Raw genomic sequence first — 19,631 nt, forward strand, 5'->3', positions numbered from 1 at the left:
AATATAATTGAATTACTATAAAACCAATAGCACTGGTAATATCAGCTTATCGATTTTATGTAAAATTGACTATAGAATCGTCTTTGCATTGGCTCTATTTTAAAAAGGCCTAATAATTTTGAGAAAACTGCTCCAAACGACAAGTATTGTTCTAAAAATAAGAACTATAATTTGCGTTTACCCCTGTTTATTTGCGGGTCGTCAACACCTATAATAGTGTTATCGAATAAAGACAACCGAGCAAAAATATAGGAAGATGATTATGAATACTACAAATAAAATCAATGATAATCTTACCCCATTACAACACCGTACCGTGATGCATCAACTACCTGGCATGCCAACCTCTGATGGCGCTGGTGTGAAGCTCACGCGTATTATTGGCACGCCGCATCTGGATACGTTGGATCCGTTTTTGATGTTAGATTGCTTTGAGAGCGATGATGCTGATGATTATGTGGCAGGCTTTCCTACCCATCCGCATCGCGGCTTTGAGACCGTGACCTATCTGCTCAATGGTCGTATGCGTCATAAAGACAATGCAGGTAATGAAGGTGTCATCGAGCCGGGCGGTGTGCAGTGGATGAGCGCTGGGCGTGGCATCTTGCATTCAGAGATGCCAGAACAAGAAGAGGGCTTGTTAAAAGGCTTTCAGCTATGGGTCAACTTGCCTGCCAGCGCTAAAATGAGTGAGCCGAATTATCAAGAGTTTCCACCAGAGTCGACGCCACTTGAGCGCCGCGACAATGGCACCGAAATTCGCGTCATCGCTGGTGAGACTAGCGAAGGTACGGTTGGACCTGTTATCAATAACTATACTTATCCGACGTACTTGGATGTTACCTTACCGGCTAATACCAGCTTTGAGCAGGCTTTGGCAAGCGAGCACAATGCCTTTATCTACGTGGTAGAGGGTGAGTTACAAGTACGAGATGCTGAAGGAAATGTCAGCAAAAATAATACGGTACGTGCCAAAAACCTTGCTGTATTAACCAAAGGTGATACTGTTACTGTGGATAGCGCTAATGATGGCGCGCGGTTTTTGTTAATCGCAGGCCAGCCGCTTAACGAGCCAGTCGCTCGCATGGGGCCGTTTGTGATGAATACTGAAGCCGAGCTACATCAGGCGGTCAATGACTTTCACAATGGCAAGTTTGGACAACCTGCTTAAGCGTGATTGTGAGTATCAACGCGTTAATGATAAAGTAGCAAAGCCCGCTAAATTAATTTTAGCGGGCTTCTTTATTGAATACTAAGAATGATAGGGTGGATTATTTACGTTTTTTATTCAGCACTTCCACTAGCAGGAGTTGCTTCAAATTCAGCCATCATAGCGCTAATGCGCTTGTCTTTTTGCTGCCACATCTCTTCTATCCAAGCAAACATCTGCGCCTTGATGGCCTCATCATTCTCATAACCGCCATTTTTGACCGCATCAAAGAGCGCATCAGGTATCTCGACATGTCGTACGTCGACACCTAAGCGTTTGATATTGCCTTTCCACAGATCACTGTAAGTCGGCACCCCATCAGGATATACGATGGTCATATCCAAGATGCCATCCATCTCTTTACCCAACGCATTAATTGCTAATGATAAACCGCCCGCACGTGGCTTGAGGAGATACTTGTAAGGTGACTGCTGTTTGTCATGCTTGTCTTGGGTAAAGCGCGTGCCTTCTAAATAGTTCAATAAGGTAAAAGGTTTGTCTTTGAGTAGGGCGCATGCGCGTTTGGCTTCTTCGATATCTTTGCCTTGTAAAGCTGGGTTTTTAGCAATTGCCTCTTTAGAATGGCGACGCATCATAGGAAAGTCTAAAAAATAAAACGCTTGACCGATAACAGGAATGTATATCAGCTCAAACTTGGTAAAAAAGCGCGTTAATGGCAAGCGGTTTTCACTAATGTATTGCACGATACTGGTATCTACCCATGACTGATGGTTGCTCATCAGTAGATACTTGCCTTGGGTATTGACGTCGTCAGGTAGGCTGATGCGCCAGTCTTTCTCCGGCAAGATATTATCGATTAAGGCGTTATTACTATTTATCCAATAGTTAGTCACTTTGATCATCGTGTCATCAGCGATCGCGGCACCGGTCACGACTTTAGTAGCACCCATTAGCCATACCGGTAGTGCAACGATTAGGCTGTTACCAGCAAGTACCCCCGTGGCCGTTGCAAGCGAGGCAACTTTGCCAAGTTTAGGGTTGCGTTTGTGCATTTTTTGCATGAATGATGACAGTCGCATATTAAATCCTTTTATTCTACTAACTGATAATGACTCCAGTTCACTGAACGCGCGTTAACCATAGTCGGTTAAATATAATTTGGATACAAGGAAGGCGGGTGAAAGCACTACAAATAGTAGACTAAACGAGCCTGAGACCATATCTGATTTATAGAGGACTGACTATATCTGGTTTTTATGAGCGTATAAACTGGACTTGAGAAGAATTGAGCTATCATTATCCACTTGCTGACGATATTTTCTAGCGTTTTTGAGTAATCTCTAACGCACTTGAGTAAGCGAACAAAGCGGGAGCACCGCCCGTATGCCAAAATAACACACGATCCGTTTGCTTAATTTTACCTGTGCGAATCATATCTATTAACCCGCCCATCGCACGACCCGTATAAACAGGATCTAACAAGATTCCCTCTGTTTGCGCAGTCATCTCAATGGCTTCGTTTTCCAAAGCACCAACCACGCCATAACCGCCGCCTACATAATCAGAGTTAAGTATTAAATCGCTCTCTGAAAATTGATGGTCGGCTGCGATAAGGGCAGCGGTGCTATTGGCAAGCGCGACGGTATACTGATCAAATGGCACTTTGTCTGTTTCGCCTTTATCGATATTGATACCCACGATTTGCGCAGGCGAGTTGAGCATTTTCTTGCCAAGCATCAAGCCGGCTTGTGTCGCACCAGAGCTAGAGGCAAAAACAATATGAGTAAATGAGACGTCCATGCTGGTACGTTGCGACTCTAACTCTTTAAAGGCTTCTACAAAGGCCAAAGCACCCAATTCATTGGAACCACCATAAGGGATGACGGAGGGTTTTTTGCCTTGTGTTTTTAACTGTTCGACGATTTTAGGAATGTCTTCCCCTTTGCGATGGGCGCCTGCCCAATGAATATGCGATCCAAATATTTTGTCTAACAAAAGATTGCCACTTGCTTGCTCAGGTTCTTCTCCGCCTAACACCAAATGACAGTCAAGCCCCAAGCTTGCAGCGGCAGCAGCAGTTTGGCGACAATGATTAGATTGTGCAGCGCCTGCCGTAATCACGCAATCAGCACCCTGAGCAAGGGCGTCACCCATTATAAATTCAAGCTTACGGGTTTTGTTGCCACCCAATGCCAATCCTGTATTGTCATCTCGTTTCATAAAGATAGTAGGGCCGCCGAGTTTGTCATTCAATCTGGTGAGCTCTATCAAAGGGGTGGGGAAGAAGCCTAATGATTGTCTGGGTATGTGGTTATAGTCCATGTGTTATTCGCTTTATGGGTAGAGAAATTATGAGCTTGGAAGCTATCCTATGATAGTAATTATTGAATATTAATACCATACAATATTTAGCCATGAGAATAGCTATTTTTAGAGTATTAAATATATAATTTTGATAGATAAGTCTGCTCATTGATGACACGTCCTAGCCCAAGTTGCCCGTTTCAATCCATAGAGAATAGGCATTAAGTAAAAACACTGTCTTATCTTCAATTTCTAGAAAAATAGTTATCAGACCAATTTTATTCATTTGGCTTATCAAACAAGGCTTCGATAGGTTTGCTGTGAATCTTAGAGGCGTTAAACAGAGATTTATTAGCCGTATCGCCCTCTGTCCAAAAATTAATATTAAACTGAGCATCTTCACTCAGCTCTACTCGATGCCAATACTGTGGCGGACTAACTGCAAACTGTCCCGCTTTAATGACGATGGTTTGCTCTGGTTCGGTGGCTGCTTCATTGGCAAATCCGTAAAAAGTGACCTCTCCTTGCATGACACAAATCTGACCATACACGCCCTCCGCAGTATTGTGGTGAGTGAGTAGGGCTTTGGGTACTTTATCCTTGGTAAAGAAATGGGTAGAGCGTTTTACTTTCCAATGACTGGGGATGATTATATGGTTCATGAGAACTCCTTGATTGAGTAAACAAAGTGATTTTTATCAAATTTTAATAATCATTAAGCTTAGCATTAGCAGATGTAGCATTGACTTGTTTCAACAATTATACGATCAGCTTGAATAGTTTTTAAAATTAAATCAAATGTTGTTGAGATAAATTATAACATTCATTTAAAATGAATGTTATAATTTATTTTTAAGGCTTTGGTGGACTGCGATTACTGAGACAGCAGTGTTGCTGATTATTGAAATAACCTTAGGTGTTAGCTATTTAACCGCATGACTTATTAGCAGTATAGGAATCATATAGTCAATTCGACATAAAATCGATACGCTAATATTACCAGTGCTACTGGTATAAATTTTACTTGCGTGCTGTGTCTGCGCTGACAGAGGCTGCGCAAAATTCATCCCAGCAGCACTGTATTTTTTTATAGTGATTCAACTATATTTTAAATAAGTGATGCCTTAAAACACTCTTAAACATTCATTATTAATATATTTTTAAGGGTTATGACCTATTTGCAAGGAGGAGCGAGACATGGGTGAGTACAAGAAGTATTGGTTCGGTTTACTGGCCGTGCTAATCGTGACATTTATATTTTTAGGGTGGGGCGGTGTTGAAATCTATCGCACAGCACCACCAATACCAGATCAGTATGTCGATACTACTGGTCAGGTTTTATTAACAGAAGAGGATATCTTAGATGGTCAATCTGCATGGCAGCGCACAGGCGGTCAGCAGCTTGGTTCGGTATTGGGCCATGGTGCTTATCAAGCGCCAGATTGGACCGCGGACTGGCTGCATAGAGAGCTGGTAGCATGGTTAGATATTAGATCCGAAGAGCTATATGGCAGTAATTTTTCTGACGCATCTGATGATCAAAAAGCGGTATTGAATGCGCAGCTGAAAAAAGAATATCGTGGTAGCGTGGTCAATGATAGCGAGCAAGTCGTGCTATCAGACACGCGGATTGCCGCTATCAATCAGATAGCGCCTTATTATATGAGCTTGTACGGTGATGACCCTGCATTGCAAGAGTCTCGAGAGAACTTTGCGATGAAGAACAACACCATAATGGATGCTGCTGATAGACAAAAACTGACCAATTTTTTCTTTTGGACCGCGTGGATTGCTTCTGCTGAACGTCCCGGTACTGATGCTACCTATACGAATAACTGGCCGCATGAGCCGCTTATCGATAACGTACCGACCTCAGAAAATATCATGTGGTCTATCGCCAGTATTGTCTTTTTAATCGCTGGGGTAGGGTTTCTGATTTGGGGCTGGTCTTTCTTACGTCAAGAAGAAGAGGTTAAACAAATCACGCCAGACGTTGATCCATTAACCAAAGTTGCTTTGACCCCTTCTCAAAAGGCACTCGCAAAATACGGCTTTTTAGTGGTGGCACTGTTTGTATTTCAGGTGTTTATCGGCGGTTTTGTCGCGCATTATACGGTCGAAGGTCAAGAGTTTTATGGTATTCCGGTTGCAGACTTTTTCCCCTATGCGCTAGTGCGTACTTGGCATATTCAGTCGGCCTTATTTTGGATTGCCACTGCGTTTTTGATGGCAGGGCTATTTTTGACACCGCTTATCAATGGCGGGAAAGATCCTAAATATCAAAAACTAGGTGTCGATATATTATGGTTTTCATTAATTATCGTGGTAGTGGGATCCTTCGCCGGTCAGTATTTTGCTTTAGCGGATATATTGCCCGCAAAATATAACTTTTGGTTTGGACATCAAGGCTATGAGTATATTGACCTAGGCAGATTTTGGCAGATTTTAAAATGGGTTGCCGTACTGTTTTGGCTGTTATTAATGACCCGTGGTTGTTTACCTGCCTTTAAAGAGCAGGGTGATAAAAACTTACTCGCTATCTTCTTTGCCTCCGTCGTTTGTGTTGGCTTATTCTACGGAGCAGGCTTGTTCTATGGCGAACGCACACACTTAACGATCATGGAATACTGGCGCTGGTGGGTTGTGCATTTATGGGTAGAGGGTTTCTTTGAAGTATTCGCTACGGTCTCGCTTGCTTTTATTTTTTATAACTTGGGCTTGGTGAATAAGAAAATCGCCACAGCCAGCTCTATTGCCTCTGCCGCGCTATTTTTGCTGGGCGGTGTGCCGGGTACATTCCATCATTTGTATTATTCGGGCACGACTACGTCGGTGATGGCAATCGGTGCATCATTCAGTGCGTTAGAAGTGGTGCCATTAGTGGTCTTAGGTTATGAAGGCTATGAGCATTGGTCTATGCAGCGTCAAGCGCCATGGATGAATAAATTAAAATGGCCTATCATGTGCTTCGTCGCGGTCGCCTTCTGGAATATGTTAGGGGCTGGGGTGTTTGGCTTTATGATTAATCCACCGGTATCATTATTCTACCTACAAGGATTAAATACCACTGCCGTGCATTCTCATGCTGCACTGTTCGGGGTGTATGGATTTTTAGCGATTGGTTTTGTATTACTGGTAATGCGATATATTCGTCCAGACTATATTTTTAGTGAAAAGCTCATCAAAACTGGCTTTTGGGCATTAAATATAGGCTTGGTATTGATGATTGCGACCAGCTTGCTACCCATCGGTATCTTCCAAGCGCATGCTTCCATGACCGAAGGTTTATGGTACGCGCGTAGTGAGGGCTTCTTACAACAAGACTTGTTACAAACGTTACGTTGGGTCCGTACCTTTGCCGATGTCATCTTTATCATTGGTGCTATTTGTGTAGCATTGCAGGTGGTCAAACTGGCGTTTGCAAAACCGTCACACTCTAATTATCAGCCGAACAAACCAGTGAACGATTGATGATAGGGCGTAGGTATTGAAGATAGTGTTTGAGTGAAAATCCCTGCCTAGTAGCGGGGATTTTTATTATTTTGAAACTGGTTTTTAGAAGGGTTTTATCACGAAGTTATGGATTTTTCACTAAACCTCTTCATACATAGATTTGCTAAATTAAGGGTCACTACCACCAAACTTTAACCATCATGGTCACAAAATGGTCACCGTTTGGTCCCTGAGAAATTGGTCACCGACTTCCACAAGATAGAGTGCATGTGCAAAAACTTATCATTCATGCATTTTTGAAGAGTAGATTTTTTGGTAAAGGTGAAAAGAGAGAAAGCATCCAACCCTTATAAAGAAAAGGTTTAAGTGGAAATTCAGACACAAAAAAACCTCAAACAAAGTTATGTTTGAGGCGAAACTTGCTCAGATTTAACATCCGAATTCGTTTTAAATATGGCGCAGCGGACGGGACTCGAACCCGCGACCCCCGGCGTGACAGGCCGGTATTCTAACCAACTGAACTACCGCTGCTTAGGTCGTTTTTAGCATCTTCTCTTATTACAGAGACACTCGCTAAAAAGAGTGGTGGGTGATGACGGATTCGAACCGCCGACATTCTGCGTGTAAGGCAGACGCTCTACCAACTGAGCTAATCACCCTGAGAAGCGTATAAAAATTGCACTGCAATTTTAGCTTCGCAAGAGAAATCCTTTAAATAGGATTTCTTAAAAGTTCTACTATCTAAAGGTGTCACGCTCTAGAATCATAAAAACTTTCAACAACATAGAACTTAATTAAAGCCCCTTGCTGTGGGTGTGTATTATATAGATTTACACCTGCCTGTCAAATATTATTTTAAGTATTTTATAAATTGATGATTATCCTAGTTTTATGGTCGTCATTGTAGCGCTTGTTTAGCCCATATAGTGGCTACACAGTTACCTATTGTGTGTGTGCTAAAAGCTATTATACTGATAATGCTTTGTGGCACGTGCATGTATTGAATTATTTGATTGGTATTAATTGATTGGTTGATGGAGGCGGGCATAGACACTTTTGCTATTGAAAAGTACTTTACGACATGGTCTTTTGGCGACTTTGCAGAATTGGGACTGATATTACATGTCGTGCTCATGATATTAATGACGCTACGGATTGTATCGGTACAGCGCAATATTGGTGTATCGATTGCTTGGGTTGCCGTGCTTTATACCTTGCCTGTGGTAGGATTTATTGCCTATATATTGCTGGGTGAGCCAATGATCGGACGCCGCTATCGTGAACGCGTGGATCAAGCCAGCCTGCTGATGAATGATATGGCAAAGCGGGAGCATTTGGTCTTTGACAAGGGGCAAGATTTGTTGCCCGACAACTATCGCGGTGTCAGCCAAATAGGGACGCGCTGGACAGGCTTTGGGGTGTTCCCCGATCATCAGATGCAGCTATTAACCGCGCCCAATGCTATTTTTAAGCGTTTGATCGATGATATTGAGTCAGCAAAGAGCATCATCTTGATGGAGTTTTATATTATCTATCCGAAGGGGCAGGTGGTAGAGGTGATAGAGGCATTGGTCGCTGCCGTACAGCGCGGGGTCGAGTGTCATATATTGGCGGATAGTGTTGGCAGTTTCAGCTTTTTTAACAGCAATGAGCACCGAATGTTAGAGCGCGCGGGTGCCTTTGTCCATCAGTCGCTACCAGTAGGCTTGTTCAAGACCTTATTTAAACGTTCAGATCTGCGTAACCACCGCAAGATGGTGGTCATTGATGAATACATTGGTTATATCGGCAGCTTTAATTTAGTCGATCCTAAGTTTTTTAAACAAAACAAAAACGTCGGACAGTGGATCGATGTGGCGATACGTAGCGTTAGCCATCGTACCATTAGTATAGCGACGGCGATGGCCAAGGTGGTGGTTACCGATATCGGTGCTGAAAACAAAAACAATCTAGACGAGCTAAACCAGCGGATAAATAACTATACCCGTAAACTATATGTGATGGATCCGACCATCAATGACATCAATAGCCGGGTGAAGTTCTTAGGTGATAGTATCGCCGCTGATGAGCCGCTACATACGGGCTCAACGTCGATAGTCATACCTCAGATGCCTATAATAGAAGGCGTGGTCGCGCAGTTGATACCTTCTGCACCACAGGTGACGGCGCATGTTATTTACAATACATTGGTGACGGTTATTCATCGCGCCAACAAACGTATTTGTATTACGACGCCGTACTTTGTGCCTGATGAGGCGCTATCAAGTGCGCTGACGATCGCGGCTAAGCGCGGGGTAGAGGTGACGATTATCGTTCCCGAAAAGGTTGATTCGTTTTTAGTACAGCATGCATCCCAAGCGTATTATGAGGAGTTACTAGAGGCAGGTGTGACCATTGCGCTATTTAAAGGCGGGCTGCTGCATGCTAAAACTGTGGTCATCGATGATGATTACTGTTTGTTCGGTACGGTAAATATCGATATGCGCAGCTTTTATCTCAATATGGAAGTCAGCTTGGCGATTTATACCCCAGAAATGGTGGCACAAGTCGCTGATTGCCAAGAGGTCTATTTGCAAAGCTGTCGACTTTTAAGCCCAGAAGAGTGGCAACAACGCCATGGTGCTGAGCGTTTGTTTGACAATGTGGTGCGTTTGTTTAGTCCGTTATTATAGTCTTCTACTATACAGATGGTGTGTACTTGTTTGCTCAGCAGCATACTAAGCATTATAAATGTTTGGCAATGGTATTATATTTTAGAATAAAGTAAGCTAGTTGGTTATGACCATCAGTATCTTAGTAAACCTAAGCCCATGAACTATTCATAAAAAAGGACGCGCTTGCCTATGTCTGCATCGCCCTCAACGCCCATTGATTATATTGCAGCAGGCTATTGGCAAGACTTCTTAGCGAATCGTCCGGTCGCAGGTGGTATCGCTTATGAAAGCGAGCTTCGTGATTGTATATTAGATGAGTCGCTGGCAAGTTTGCAGCGAGTTGATACACTGTTATCTCAGATACGCCGTGACCTGATTAAGCGTGGTTACTGGGATGAAGCGGCGCTATTGATTAATGAGCGTTATCGCAACTTGATGGTGTTTTTGGCATTTTATGCAGGGCGAGTACTGGCGCAGCAATGGCAACATACACCGCATTGGTATGGGCAGTTTGAGCTGCGCAAACGCTATCCAACATGGTCACTGAGCGCCGATGACTTTTATCAGCATATGGCAGTACTGTATGGCGACAATAACAATGCCAATATTAATGACAGTGTCAACTCACCGATATTTTTTGCCCTAGAACCAGTAGGGTTGCGTTTGTTCGGTCATATTGACCGGCCGTTTGTCGCTGTACAAGGCGGGCAAGTTGCTAGTGGCTTGTATCAAGCGGTCAGTGCCAGATTGCCAAGCGCTGGCAATAATCACACGTCTGCAACGAGCCATCAGAATAATAAAGCTGATATTACGTCCCATACAGCTTCGAATCCCAATACAAATTTAAAAGCAGGTTTAAGCCCGATTCGCATGAAGAGTAGTTCTCAGACAGTCGCTACTAGTGAACACTCTTTAGTAAAGCAGAATATAACGGCTACATCAGCAGATGCTTTAAATAGAGCTGATTTGAATAAAAATGCTTTGAATGAAGCTACTGCTCCACAAATATTGGATCGACTAAGCAATAAAGACTTATCGAATGAACAACAAGGTGAGATAAAGCCTGAGCTGTCTAAATTGGAACCGGCATTAACGCAAACCAAGTCAGATCGCTCGCCGTCAGTCCCTGTCAAACCTTCGCCAACCCCAGAAATTTTTAGCCAGTTATTGATAGAATTAGATGAGATTGAACAGCCACAAACTGCTGGTAATGCTGAATACCAGCAAGCTTGTAAAGTGCTAGAGCAGTTTGAACAGCACATTGCCAAGCAAAGCAAACCACGTGCACAAGTTAGTTTTTCAGAGCGTCATTTGGCAGCAAAAGAGCAAGCGTTGTTAAAACTACGAGAAGCCGCGCATGCTGGTAATACCGCTGCTATGCTACGTCTAGCGATGTATGAGCTACTCGGTGAAGGGTTAGCTACGGATAAAATCACTGGCACAGAGGCAGGTGTTGAATGGGTTAAGCAGGCCGCCAGCAAAGACGACAGCCGAGCGCAGCGCTTACTCAGTAGGATGTATTACCAGGGGGTTGGTATAGTGCAAGATATCAATAATGGTAAATATTGGCTAGAGCAAGCTGCCCAAAATGGTCACGTAGAAGCAGCCAGCTTGGTGGCGCAGTGGCAGCAAGCGCAAGCGTTGATAACGACACAAAAGCAAGAACAACACAGTATCAAGCGCTATCAGCTGTTGCTGGCGATAGTCACAATAATGGCAGTGCTAATATTAATTATTGTCTAAACGATTTTTGTTAGCTCATACTGCGTAAAAGCTTATTATTAAGCAGAAAATTCAGGTAGAATTGTCGCGTTTTTTACCATCAGTTTTTTGAGAATGGTATTATCTGATTCATTACTAATCTGGGCTGTTCTATGCCATCTTCTCCTACGCCATTCAAGCCCTCTACTACCGCGTCTCCATCTAACGCGTTATCCAGTCGAGCGGTGTATCAACCACCCTTTTATTATCAATGTATCATTGGCTTACTCAAGCCGCTATATCGTCTGCAAGTCTGGCGACGCTCACACAAGCGCGATAACTATCAGCAAGAAGTGGCGCAGCGTTTTGGCAAGCACTATCCTGCAGCGCCAACAGCGGATATCAAAGCTGAAATGCACCATAAAGCTGAGATGGATAATAACGTTATCTGGTGCCACGCGGTGTCTTTAGGTGAAACCAATACAGTAGCGCCGTTGCTTGACATGCTATTGGCGCAGGGTTATCAGATTTGGCTGACCAATACCACGCAGACAGGTTTTGCCCGCGGTGCCAGCCGTTTCGCTGCTGACATTGCTCAAGGTCGGCTTAGCCATAGCTATGTACCTGTAGATAGCCCTGCTGTTATTGAGACGTTTTTAGCGCATGTGCAGCCAGTCGCGGCCTTATTTGTAGAGACCGAACTGTGGGCGAATATTTTAGCCAAGCTATCCGAGCATTGTATTCCGAGCATCTTAGTCAATGGTCGTCTATCAGCCAGTTCATTTACAAGCTATCAAAAAATCGCTGCTGTCAGCGCCAGTATGATGAAAAATCTGACGTTAATTATTGCGCAAGACAATGAGTCTGCTAAACGCTTTCGCCAGCTGGGTGCTCATAGTGCGCAAATTCGGGTGGCAGGCTCACTCAAGTGGGTCATTAATAGACCAATGCTTAATAATGAAACGATTGATAGCAAAACTGATGATGTACAAGCGATTGATAGCAGTGCTGCTAAGAAAGAACATGAGCGTGCCACTATACAAAAGCAAAAGAGCGGTATTGCCGTCGAGTTGGGCATAGCTGATCGTCCTATTTGGGTCGCGGCCAGCACCCATAGCGGTGAAGAAAGCATCGCTCTGTCATTACAGCAGCAGCTATTGTCCAACCCAGCGCTGGCAGATACGCTATTGATTATCGTGCCCAGACATCCTGAACGCTTCGATGAAGTAGCGACACTTATCCAAAACAGCACGTTGATAATGGCACGGCGCAGTAACGAAGAAGTAATCAATGCGGACACGCAAGTCTATTTGGCAGATAGCATGAGCGAGCTGATGACATGGTATGCATTGGCGGATGTGGCGTTGGTGGGCGGTTCTTTGGTCGATGTAGGCGGACACAACCCAGTTGAGCCAGCGAGTGTGGCAACGCCAGTGCTAATGGGACGCCAAACCCAATCGTGTCAAAGTGTGGTCGATAAGCTGGCGAGTGTCGGCGCGTTATATCAGCCAAACAATGCGTTTTATCGTCCAATTACGATAAAGCCAACGACGATAGAGGATGTTGCTGCCAATGATGTTGCTACCAATAATGAAAATATCGCCAATTCAGCTATCAGTAGCTCAGATATCAGTAGTTCAGAGATAAAGGGTAAGCAAAAATCCTCGCGCAAAAAATCCTCATTGGCTGCTAACGATACGGCGCTCATTTATGATCAACTACAGTCTTGGCTTAGCCATCCGCTATTAGCCAAACAGGCAGGGCAAGCTGGCGAGCAGATGACCGTACAGCAGCAAGCAGTATTAACGCGCCAGTTTGCCATGATTGAAAAGGTAATTGAGCAGCATGCAAGCCAAGAGACGCTATGAACTGTCTATTACTACCTACCGAACATTTTTCGCAAGATTCTGCGATAATCAATAATCTGTTGCAAATCAACCATGTCAATCATGTATTGGCAGCAAAAGTGGGCGACACGCTGAAAATCGGGCAACTCGGTGGTAATCTTGGTACGGCGATTATTGAGGAGATTGCTGCTCGCTGTATTCAGCTAGGTGATGTCCAATTGTCAGTTGTGCCACCTGCTAAGTTAAATCTGACTGTTATCTTGGCATTGCCACGTCCAAAAGTGCTGCGCCGCTTGATAATGGATATGACGGCGCTTGGTGTGCGTGATATTATCCTTATCAATAGCTACCGTACACAAAAGAGCTATTGGCAAAGTCCGATGTTGAGTCGCCTCGATGAGTTCGTATTAGAGGGCTTACAACAAGGGGTGGATAGCATTGCCCCGCGCATTACTTTGCAAAAGCGCTTTAAACCCTTTGTCGAGGATGAGCTGGCAAGTCTAATCACTAACCGCGCTATTGTCGCGCATCCTTACAGCGATCTGTCATTTTCGCAGTATGTACAGCAGCACAGACTAGCAAAGCCACGTCAAGATAAAACATTGCTTGCAGACACCAACTTATCTAATAGCGCCTCATTACCCAGTCTCGTCTGTATCGGCGCAGAAGGGGGCTGGATTGACTATGAGGTTGAGCTACTTACCGCGCAAGGCTGTCAGGCAGTGCATATAGGTCCACGCATATTACGTACTGAAGCAGCAGTCAATGCAATTTTAGGTCAGTGGTTATTATAAGTTTGGGGCAATAGCAGCGATAAAGATGGATTAAATAAACAACTGCTGAGCAGAAATTAAGTCAAAAATTGCGTTGTAAAAGCAAGGGCTTAGCCAAATAAATACCAGTTTATCCAGTTAAATAAATGTATTGATAATTAATCTCATTTCTATTAGTATGTTGTTTTCAGATATTATGCGGTTATTAATCTTGATTATTAGTAATTGATAACGATTTTTTATCTCAATTATCTGTAGCACCATTAATGGGGAAAACTATGTCATTGAAAGCTTTCAGCGCAAATTTACCTTCTACCAAGCTTACTTTACCTATTGCCGTATTTGGCATGATGTTAGGACTTGCAGGTTGTAGCAATTCCTCTACGACGGAAGAGAGCGTTGAGGCGGAAGGCTCAGCAGCGAGTAGCGAGCAAGAAGTGGCGAATGATGGCGCGACGAGTGCTGAGGGACAGACGATTACGATCTACTCATCACGTAACGAGCAGCTGATCAAGCCCTTGCTAGACCGCTATACGAAAGAGACGGGCGTCAATATTGAACTGGTGACCGATAAGAGTGGTCCGCTGATGGCACGTTTGCAAGCGGAAGGCAAAAATACGCCAGCGGATATGCTATTGACTGTAGATGCAGGTAATTTATGGCAAGCGGCTGAGCAAGGTTTGCTCCAACCAGTGGCATCGACGGTTTTAGAGGCCAATGTGCCTGCAAAATATCGTGATCCAAAAGGTCAGTGGACGGGTCTGTCATTACGTGCGCGTACTATCATGTATGACCCAAGTAAAGTCAGCGCCGACCAGTTATCCACTTATGCAGATTTGGCCGACCCAAAATGGAAAGGCAAGCTTTGTTTGCGCACCTCGAACTCTGTATATAACCAGTCATTGGTTGCCAGTATGATTGAAAACTTAGGCGAAGAAAAAACCGAAGCCGTCATTCGTGGTTGGGTAGATAATTTGGCTACTGACGTCTTCAGTGATGACACTAGCATGCTAAAAGCTATCGCTGCCGGTCAGTGTGAAGTGGGCCTGTCTAACAGTTATTACTACGGTCGCTTGCTCGATGAGCAGCCGAATTTCCCTGTCAAAGTCTTTTGGGCAAACCAAGGCACTACTGGTACTCACGTGAATATCTCTGGGGCGGGTGTGGTCACAGACTCAGACAATCCTGATGGCGCGCTTAAATTGATGGAATGGTTGTCGTCGGATAAAGCCCAAGGTCTCTACGCCAGCTCTGATAAAGAATATCCAGTCAAAGAAGGCGTCGATGAGTCAGATATGCTCAGATCATGGGGCGAATTCAAAAAAGACGACATCAGCGTGCAAAAGTTTGGCGAGCTGCAAACCCAAGCGATTCAAATGATGGACAAAGCAGGTTATAAATAGAGCCTCTTAAACCCTGCCATACCTAAAAAGCACAGTAGCCAAAAGACAAATGCAGCACTACGTTTAGTAGGCTAAATGAGTTTGACAGTGTGAACGTGCTATTTGGGTATGCGCTGGCTAAGTTAGGATCTCTATGCGTATGACACGGTAATAATGATATGATCACAACGCCAGACGCGTCTGTTCGTCAAGATGAAACAGTCAACGACAATAACAATAGCAATAATGGTAACCATAGTAACCAAGCTGTTAGTCAAGACCATGCCGTTCGCAAACGTATCCTCTCAAAATCAGTCCTAGGACTGATTTCGTTGTTTATGCTGGTACCAATTCTCATCGTCCTGCTGTCATGGACGCAGCCAGTGGCAGACATCTGGACGCATATGCGCGAGTATGTATTGCCGCAAGTTTTCAAAAATACCGCGATTTTATTGGTCATGGTGACGGTCATTTCTGGCAGTATCGGCACTGCACTTGCTTGGCTCACCAGCATGTATCGCTTTCCCGGACAGCGCTTTTTTTCGTGGGCTCTGATGCTACCGCTCGCGATACCGGCTTATGTGCTGGCATTTGTCACCGTTGGTATTGTTGATTTTAGTGGACCGCTACAGACAGGTTTGCGAGAACTGGGTATCGATACAGCTATTCCGTCGGTACGCAATGTCTGGGGCGCAGGCTTGGTGTTGTCACTGGCTTTTTATCCCTACGTTTATTTGCTGGCGCGTCAGGCCTTTTTATCACAAGGCAGGCGGGCGATTGAAGCGGGTCAAATGCTTGGTTTAAGCCGCAGTCGCGTGTTTTTTCGCTTGGCATTACCACAGGCCTTGCCGTGGGTCATTGGCGGCTTGTTACTTGCCAGTATGGAAACGCTTGCAGATTTTGGCGCGGTTTCAGTCTTCAATGTTGATACCTTTACGACGGCTATTTATAAGGCTTGGTTTGGCTTCTTTAGTCTAACGACTGCCGCCCAATTAGCCGCTTTGTTAATCGGTGTGGTATTTATCGTGGTATTGTTTGAGCAGTATTGGCAAGGCAAACGCGGCAATACAGTGACTCAAGGCAATAATCAACGTTTTGAAGCCAGCACGTCTGCTAAATTGGCTATGACGTTACTGTGCACACTGGTGTTTTTGCTGGCCTTTTTAATACCGTTCTTGCAGCTCATCTACTGGACGGCGTTAAACTTCCGCCAAGATTTTGACGCTCGTTATATTGATTTTGTCACCAACAGTCTCATGATTGCGAGCATGACCACCATTTTTATTGCTTGCTTGGCAGTCATCATTGCGTGGATTAAGCGCCAATATCCTGATAAATCAACCAAGCTCATGACCACTTTATCCAATCTAGGCTATGTGGTGCCGGGAACAGTATTAGCTGTTGGCATATTTATTCCGATTGCTTGGCTTGACAATCAGCTGATTGCTTTTGGTATAACCTCGCAACAAGTGCTGTCTGGTAGTGTGATTGTAATGCTCCTTGCTTTATCGACGCGCTTTATGACTGTAAGCTTTCAGCCAGTCGATCGGCAGTTACAACGACTGACTGTCAATCAAGAAGCGGCGGCTAAATTGCTCAGTGACAGCCCTTATCAGCGCTGGCGACAAGTGATGTTGCCCGTACTCAGCCCTGGGGTGCTAACGGCATTACTGATGGGCTTTGTCGAAGTGATGAAAGAGATGCCAATCACCTTGATGACAAGGCGGCAGGGCTGGGATACGCTAGCAGTGCGGGTGTTTGAGATGACCAGCGAAGGAATGTGGGGCAGGGCAGCATTGCCAAGCTTACTGATTGTGCTGGTCGGTCTTATCCCTGTTTGGATATTGCTACGTCAAAGTGATAAGCAAAGGTAAGTTGAGCGCAGTTTATTATTTAATAAGTTAAAGACAGAGTTGCTCGCGCTCAAGGATTCATTAGCACCATAATTTTTACCGTTTTATTTATTGGTTTTATTCACTAATAGCTTACTGGTACCGTCTATGTATACTGACTTGATTAAAGACTCAACAGACCCAGCCAATCCTAAGTCGGCTACGGCTAAAATGGAAGTGCGTGCTGGCAATGTAAAAAAATCACCAGTATCAACAGATGAAGCCTATCAAGTACAGCATAATAATATCGCTAAGCATGATGGTCATTCTAGCGCACATACTGAGACCAATATCGCCACCAATCCTTACTTTAGCGTCCAAGATTTAATTGTCGGTTATGACGATACCATCATCGTTAATGGACTATCGCTAAGCTTGCAGCAAGGTGAGATTGGCTGCTTTTTGGGTTATAGCGGCTGCGGCAAGACCACAGCATTACGAGCCATTGCAGGGCTAGAGCAAAGTCGGCGCGGCACGATTGGCTTAAATAACCAACGCTTGACAGAACAGACACCGACGACCTCGTTCGCCGTCGCGCCAGCCAAGCGTGGCATGGGCATGGTGTTTCAAGATTATGCGTTATTCGGGCATTTAAGCGTGGCAAAAAACATCGCTTTTGGTCTCAATAAATGGTCAGCAGCCGACAAAAAAGCCCGCGTGGCTGAGATGCTAAGCCTCGTTGAATTGACGGAGCATGCTAATAAACGCCCCAATGAGCTCTCAGGTGGTCAGCAACAACGCGTTGCTTTGGCACGCGCGTTAGCACCGAAGCCCAAGCTTTTGCTACTCGATGAGCCGTTTTCTAATTTGGATGTGGTGCTTCGCGAGTCATTGGCCATGAATGTCCGCGATATTCTCAAACGTACCAATACTACCGCTATTTTGGTGACTCATGATCAAAACGAGGCTTTTGCGCTGGCAGATAAAGTAGGGGTCATGGATAAAGGTCGACTGGTACAATGGGCGACACCAAGCGAGCTATATCATGAGCCAGTCAGTCCGTTCGTTGCTGAGTTCGTCGGCGAAGGCGCAATGATAGACGGCATCATCAAGGAAGGTCACGTTGAGACTGCACTTGGTGATATCTATCGTCGTATGGAAGTCTATGATGAGTCGGGACAGCCGCAGTATTGCGAGTACGACTATCCCAACGGCACACCGATTAAGGTGCTGGTCCGTCCTGACGATATTATTCATGATGATGACAGTCCCCGAACCGCTTTAGTAGTGGGGCGTGTCTTTCGCGGTGCTAATTATCTGTATCGCTTGCAACTCGATGATGGGCAGACGGTTTTGTCCTTGGTCGCCAGTCATCATAATCATGAGATTGGCTCGCAAATTGGGATTTTGCCCATACTTGAGCATGTCGTTGTCTTTGATGAAAAAGACATCAATGCGACGACTTGGTCAGAGTACGATCGGTCCGAGCGCGTGGCAGAAGCCAGATAGTCGCTTTAACAAACGCTACTTTAGATGCTCGTTATCATTCCACTTAAGCAACTTGCCGAGTTGCCATGATATGCAGGTAACGACCCAGCCATTTATACGGCTCTCGTTGTGAGTAGCGTAGCTCCATGCGTATGACTGCATCAGGATCGTTGTGACCGCCGCGTTTGAGCGGCGCATAATCATGAAACACGCGCAAGCCACTGGTTAGAATCGTTTGGTAATGATGAGCTTCTAACCAAGACTCGACTTCTTCCTTGGCGACTGGATGATTAGGGGTCAGGCTTTTTTTATTGTCAGCCTTATAATCCGTGTTATCGAGCAGATTAAAATTACCCATAATCAGATTACGATAGTCAAAGCTCGCTGGATTATAAAAGCAGAGCGACAGTGCGCCATGCTCAGCCAATTGGCGGTCAAAAAAGTCCATGATAGCGGCTGGTTCTGCGAGCCATTCGAGTAGGGCGTGTGACATTATCAAATCAAACTTAGCTGCGTTTTCAGTATTATCAGCCCCACTGCCTTTATTTTGCCAGTTGTCTATTGCCAGTTTATCTATCGCCAATTTGTCCTCAAGCGCTTGATACGGGCAAACATACCAGCGTATATGTAGATTCTTATCGATTTCTGCGGTGCTCGCTTTTGCTTTCTCTAACATATTGGCAGAGATGTCATTGATGACCACGCTATGGCCTTGAGCGGCAAGCTCAATCGCAATCTGAGCCAGCCCCGCACCCACATCTAAAATCCGTAAAGGCCGCCCAAGCTCTTTGCTCATCTGCGCCGTATAGTCAAAGATATCACGGCGCAATACTGCCAGCCGAATGTCGCCTTTAAGACCACCGTAGACCTTTTTTTCAAAATGATCGGCAATCGCATCGAAGCTACGATCACTGCGCATCTCTTCTGCTTGGATAGAGTGTTGCAGAGATTCTGTTATTGCTTGCTTGTCGTTTGTACTGTTTTTCATATCACTTGGCATAAGGGTTTACACTGTCTAAGGAGTAG

At 44.8% G+C, this 19,631-nt stretch carries 13 protein-coding genes and 2 tRNA genes; 9 read left to right on the forward strand and 6 right to left on the reverse strand.

Annotated elements, in window-relative coordinates; translation table 11 throughout:
* The first annotated feature begins 262 nt into the window (after positions 1-262).
* Positions 263-1,171 (forward strand): pirin family protein, encoded by a 909-nt coding sequence (locus CXF65_RS08035; protein WP_101211675.1) that lies wholly within the window; start codon positions 263-265, stop codon positions 1,169-1,171.
* A gap of 113 nt (positions 1,172-1,284) precedes the next feature.
* Here CXF65_RS08035 and CXF65_RS08040 read toward each other — a convergent pair whose 3' ends face one another.
* From CXF65_RS08040 to CXF65_RS08050, 3 genes are all read right to left on the reverse strand, one after another.
* Positions 1,285-2,250 carry an acyltransferase gene (locus CXF65_RS08040; RefSeq protein ID WP_101211676.1) on the reverse strand — a complete coding sequence of 322 codons (966 nt, stop codon included), beginning with the start codon at positions 2,248-2,250 and terminating at the stop codon, positions 1,285-1,287.
* A 241-nt stretch (positions 2,251-2,491) separates the two neighbouring features.
* Positions 2,492-3,493 carry a D-cysteine desulfhydrase family protein gene (locus tag CXF65_RS08045; protein ID WP_101211677.1) on the reverse strand — a complete coding sequence of 334 codons (1,002 nt, stop codon included), beginning with the start codon at positions 3,491-3,493 and terminating at the stop codon, positions 2,492-2,494.
* Between the two features lie 260 nt (positions 3,494-3,753).
* Positions 3,754-4,137 carry a DUF1971 domain-containing protein gene (locus tag CXF65_RS08050; protein ID WP_101211678.1) on the reverse strand — a complete coding sequence of 128 codons (384 nt, stop codon included), beginning with the start codon at positions 4,135-4,137 and terminating at the stop codon, positions 3,754-3,756.
* A gap of 535 nt (positions 4,138-4,672) precedes the next feature.
* Between CXF65_RS08050 and CXF65_RS08055 the strand changes: the two genes are divergently transcribed.
* Positions 4,673-6,946: a nitric-oxide reductase large subunit gene (locus CXF65_RS08055; RefSeq protein ID WP_101211679.1), complete on the forward strand. Its 2,274-nt coding sequence runs from the start codon at positions 4,673-4,675 to the stop codon at positions 6,944-6,946.
* A 436-nt stretch (positions 6,947-7,382) separates the two neighbouring features.
* On the opposite strand, the gene CXF65_RS08060 is transcribed toward CXF65_RS08055, so the two are convergent.
* A tRNA-Asp gene (locus CXF65_RS08060) sits at positions 7,383-7,459 on the reverse strand.
* Between the two features lie 52 nt (positions 7,460-7,511).
* Positions 7,512-7,587: transfer RNA gene (locus tag CXF65_RS08065), tRNA-Val, on the reverse strand.
* Positions 7,588-7,962: 375 nt separating this feature from the next.
* Between CXF65_RS08065 and CXF65_RS08070 the strand changes: the two genes are divergently transcribed.
* The 7 genes from CXF65_RS08070 to CXF65_RS08100 all read left to right on the forward strand — a co-directional run bounded on the left by CXF65_RS08070 (position 7,963) and on the right by CXF65_RS08100 (position 18,626).
* Complete coding sequence (locus tag CXF65_RS08070; RefSeq protein ID WP_101211680.1) at positions 7,963-9,600, forward strand: cardiolipin synthase; 1,638 nt, start codon at positions 7,963-7,965, stop codon at positions 9,598-9,600.
* 171 nt (positions 9,601-9,771) lie between these two features.
* Positions 9,772-11,325, forward strand: a complete 1,554-nt coding sequence (locus tag CXF65_RS08075; protein ID WP_101211681.1) for a tetratricopeptide repeat protein — start codon at positions 9,772-9,774, stop codon at positions 11,323-11,325.
* A gap of 131 nt (positions 11,326-11,456) precedes the next feature.
* Positions 11,457-13,151: a 3-deoxy-D-manno-octulosonic acid transferase gene (locus tag CXF65_RS08080; protein WP_101211682.1), complete on the forward strand. Its 1,695-nt coding sequence runs from the start codon at positions 11,457-11,459 to the stop codon at positions 13,149-13,151.
* Entirely contained in the window at positions 13,148-13,924 is a 777-nt protein-coding gene (locus tag CXF65_RS08085) for a 16S rRNA (uracil(1498)-N(3))-methyltransferase (protein WP_101211683.1), read from the forward strand. The genes CXF65_RS08080 and CXF65_RS08085 overlap by 4 nt, the downstream gene beginning before the upstream one ends.
* Positions 13,925-14,181: 257 nt before the next feature.
* A complete protein-coding gene (locus tag CXF65_RS08090) occupies positions 14,182-15,306 on the forward strand; it encodes an extracellular solute-binding protein (RefSeq protein ID WP_101211684.1) in 1,125 nt (374 codons plus the stop codon).
* A 158-nt stretch (positions 15,307-15,464) separates the two neighbouring features.
* A complete protein-coding gene (locus CXF65_RS08095) occupies positions 15,465-17,159 on the forward strand; it encodes an ABC transporter permease (protein ID WP_025650548.1) in 1,695 nt (564 codons plus the stop codon).
* A 126-nt stretch (positions 17,160-17,285) separates the two neighbouring features.
* Positions 17,286-18,626: an ABC transporter ATP-binding protein gene (locus tag CXF65_RS08100; protein ID WP_025650547.1), complete on the forward strand. Its 1,341-nt coding sequence runs from the start codon at positions 17,286-17,288 to the stop codon at positions 18,624-18,626.
* A gap of 43 nt (positions 18,627-18,669) precedes the next feature.
* On the opposite strand, the gene CXF65_RS08105 is transcribed toward CXF65_RS08100, so the two are convergent.
* Positions 18,670-19,524: a methyltransferase domain-containing protein gene (locus CXF65_RS08105; protein ID WP_407074169.1), complete on the reverse strand. Its 855-nt coding sequence runs from the start codon at positions 19,522-19,524 to the stop codon at positions 18,670-18,672.
* Between the last annotated feature and the right edge of the window lie 107 nt (positions 19,525-19,631).

It is taken from the genome of Psychrobacter sp. Sarcosine-3u-12, assembly GCF_002836005.1.
Lineage (GTDB): Bacteria > Pseudomonadota > Gammaproteobacteria > Pseudomonadales > Moraxellaceae > Psychrobacter > Psychrobacter okhotskensis.

Excerpts from the sequence above, each read along its gene's own strand:
- CXF65_RS08035 (WP_101211675.1), top strand. The coding sequence starts at position 263 with ATGAATACTACAAATAAAATCAATGATAATCTTACCCCATTACAACAC.
- CXF65_RS08040 (WP_101211676.1), bottom strand. The coding sequence starts at position 2,250 with ATGCGACTGTCATCATTCATGCAAAAAATGCACAAACGCAACCCTAAA.
- CXF65_RS08045 (WP_101211677.1), bottom strand. The coding sequence starts at position 3,493 with ATGGACTATAACCACATACCCAGACAATCATTAGGCTTCTTCCCCACC.
- CXF65_RS08050 (WP_101211678.1), bottom strand. The coding sequence starts at position 4,137 with ATGAACCATATAATCATCCCCAGTCATTGGAAAGTAAAACGCTCTACC.
- CXF65_RS08055 (WP_101211679.1), top strand. The coding sequence starts at position 4,673 with ATGGGTGAGTACAAGAAGTATTGGTTCGGTTTACTGGCCGTGCTAATC.
- CXF65_RS08070 (WP_101211680.1), top strand. The coding sequence starts at position 7,963 with ATGGAGGCGGGCATAGACACTTTTGCTATTGAAAAGTACTTTACGACA.
- CXF65_RS08075 (WP_101211681.1), top strand. The coding sequence starts at position 9,772 with ATGTCTGCATCGCCCTCAACGCCCATTGATTATATTGCAGCAGGCTAT.
- CXF65_RS08080 (WP_101211682.1), top strand. The coding sequence starts at position 11,457 with ATGCCATCTTCTCCTACGCCATTCAAGCCCTCTACTACCGCGTCTCCA.
- CXF65_RS08085 (WP_101211683.1), top strand. The coding sequence starts at position 13,148 with ATGAACTGTCTATTACTACCTACCGAACATTTTTCGCAAGATTCTGCG.
- CXF65_RS08090 (WP_101211684.1), top strand. The coding sequence starts at position 14,182 with ATGTCATTGAAAGCTTTCAGCGCAAATTTACCTTCTACCAAGCTTACT.
- CXF65_RS08095 (WP_025650548.1), top strand. The coding sequence starts at position 15,465 with ATGATCACAACGCCAGACGCGTCTGTTCGTCAAGATGAAACAGTCAAC.
- CXF65_RS08100 (WP_025650547.1), top strand. The coding sequence starts at position 17,286 with ATGTATACTGACTTGATTAAAGACTCAACAGACCCAGCCAATCCTAAG.
- CXF65_RS08105 (WP_407074169.1), bottom strand. The coding sequence starts at position 19,524 with ATGCGCAGTGATCGTAGCTTCGATGCGATTGCCGATCATTTTGAAAAA.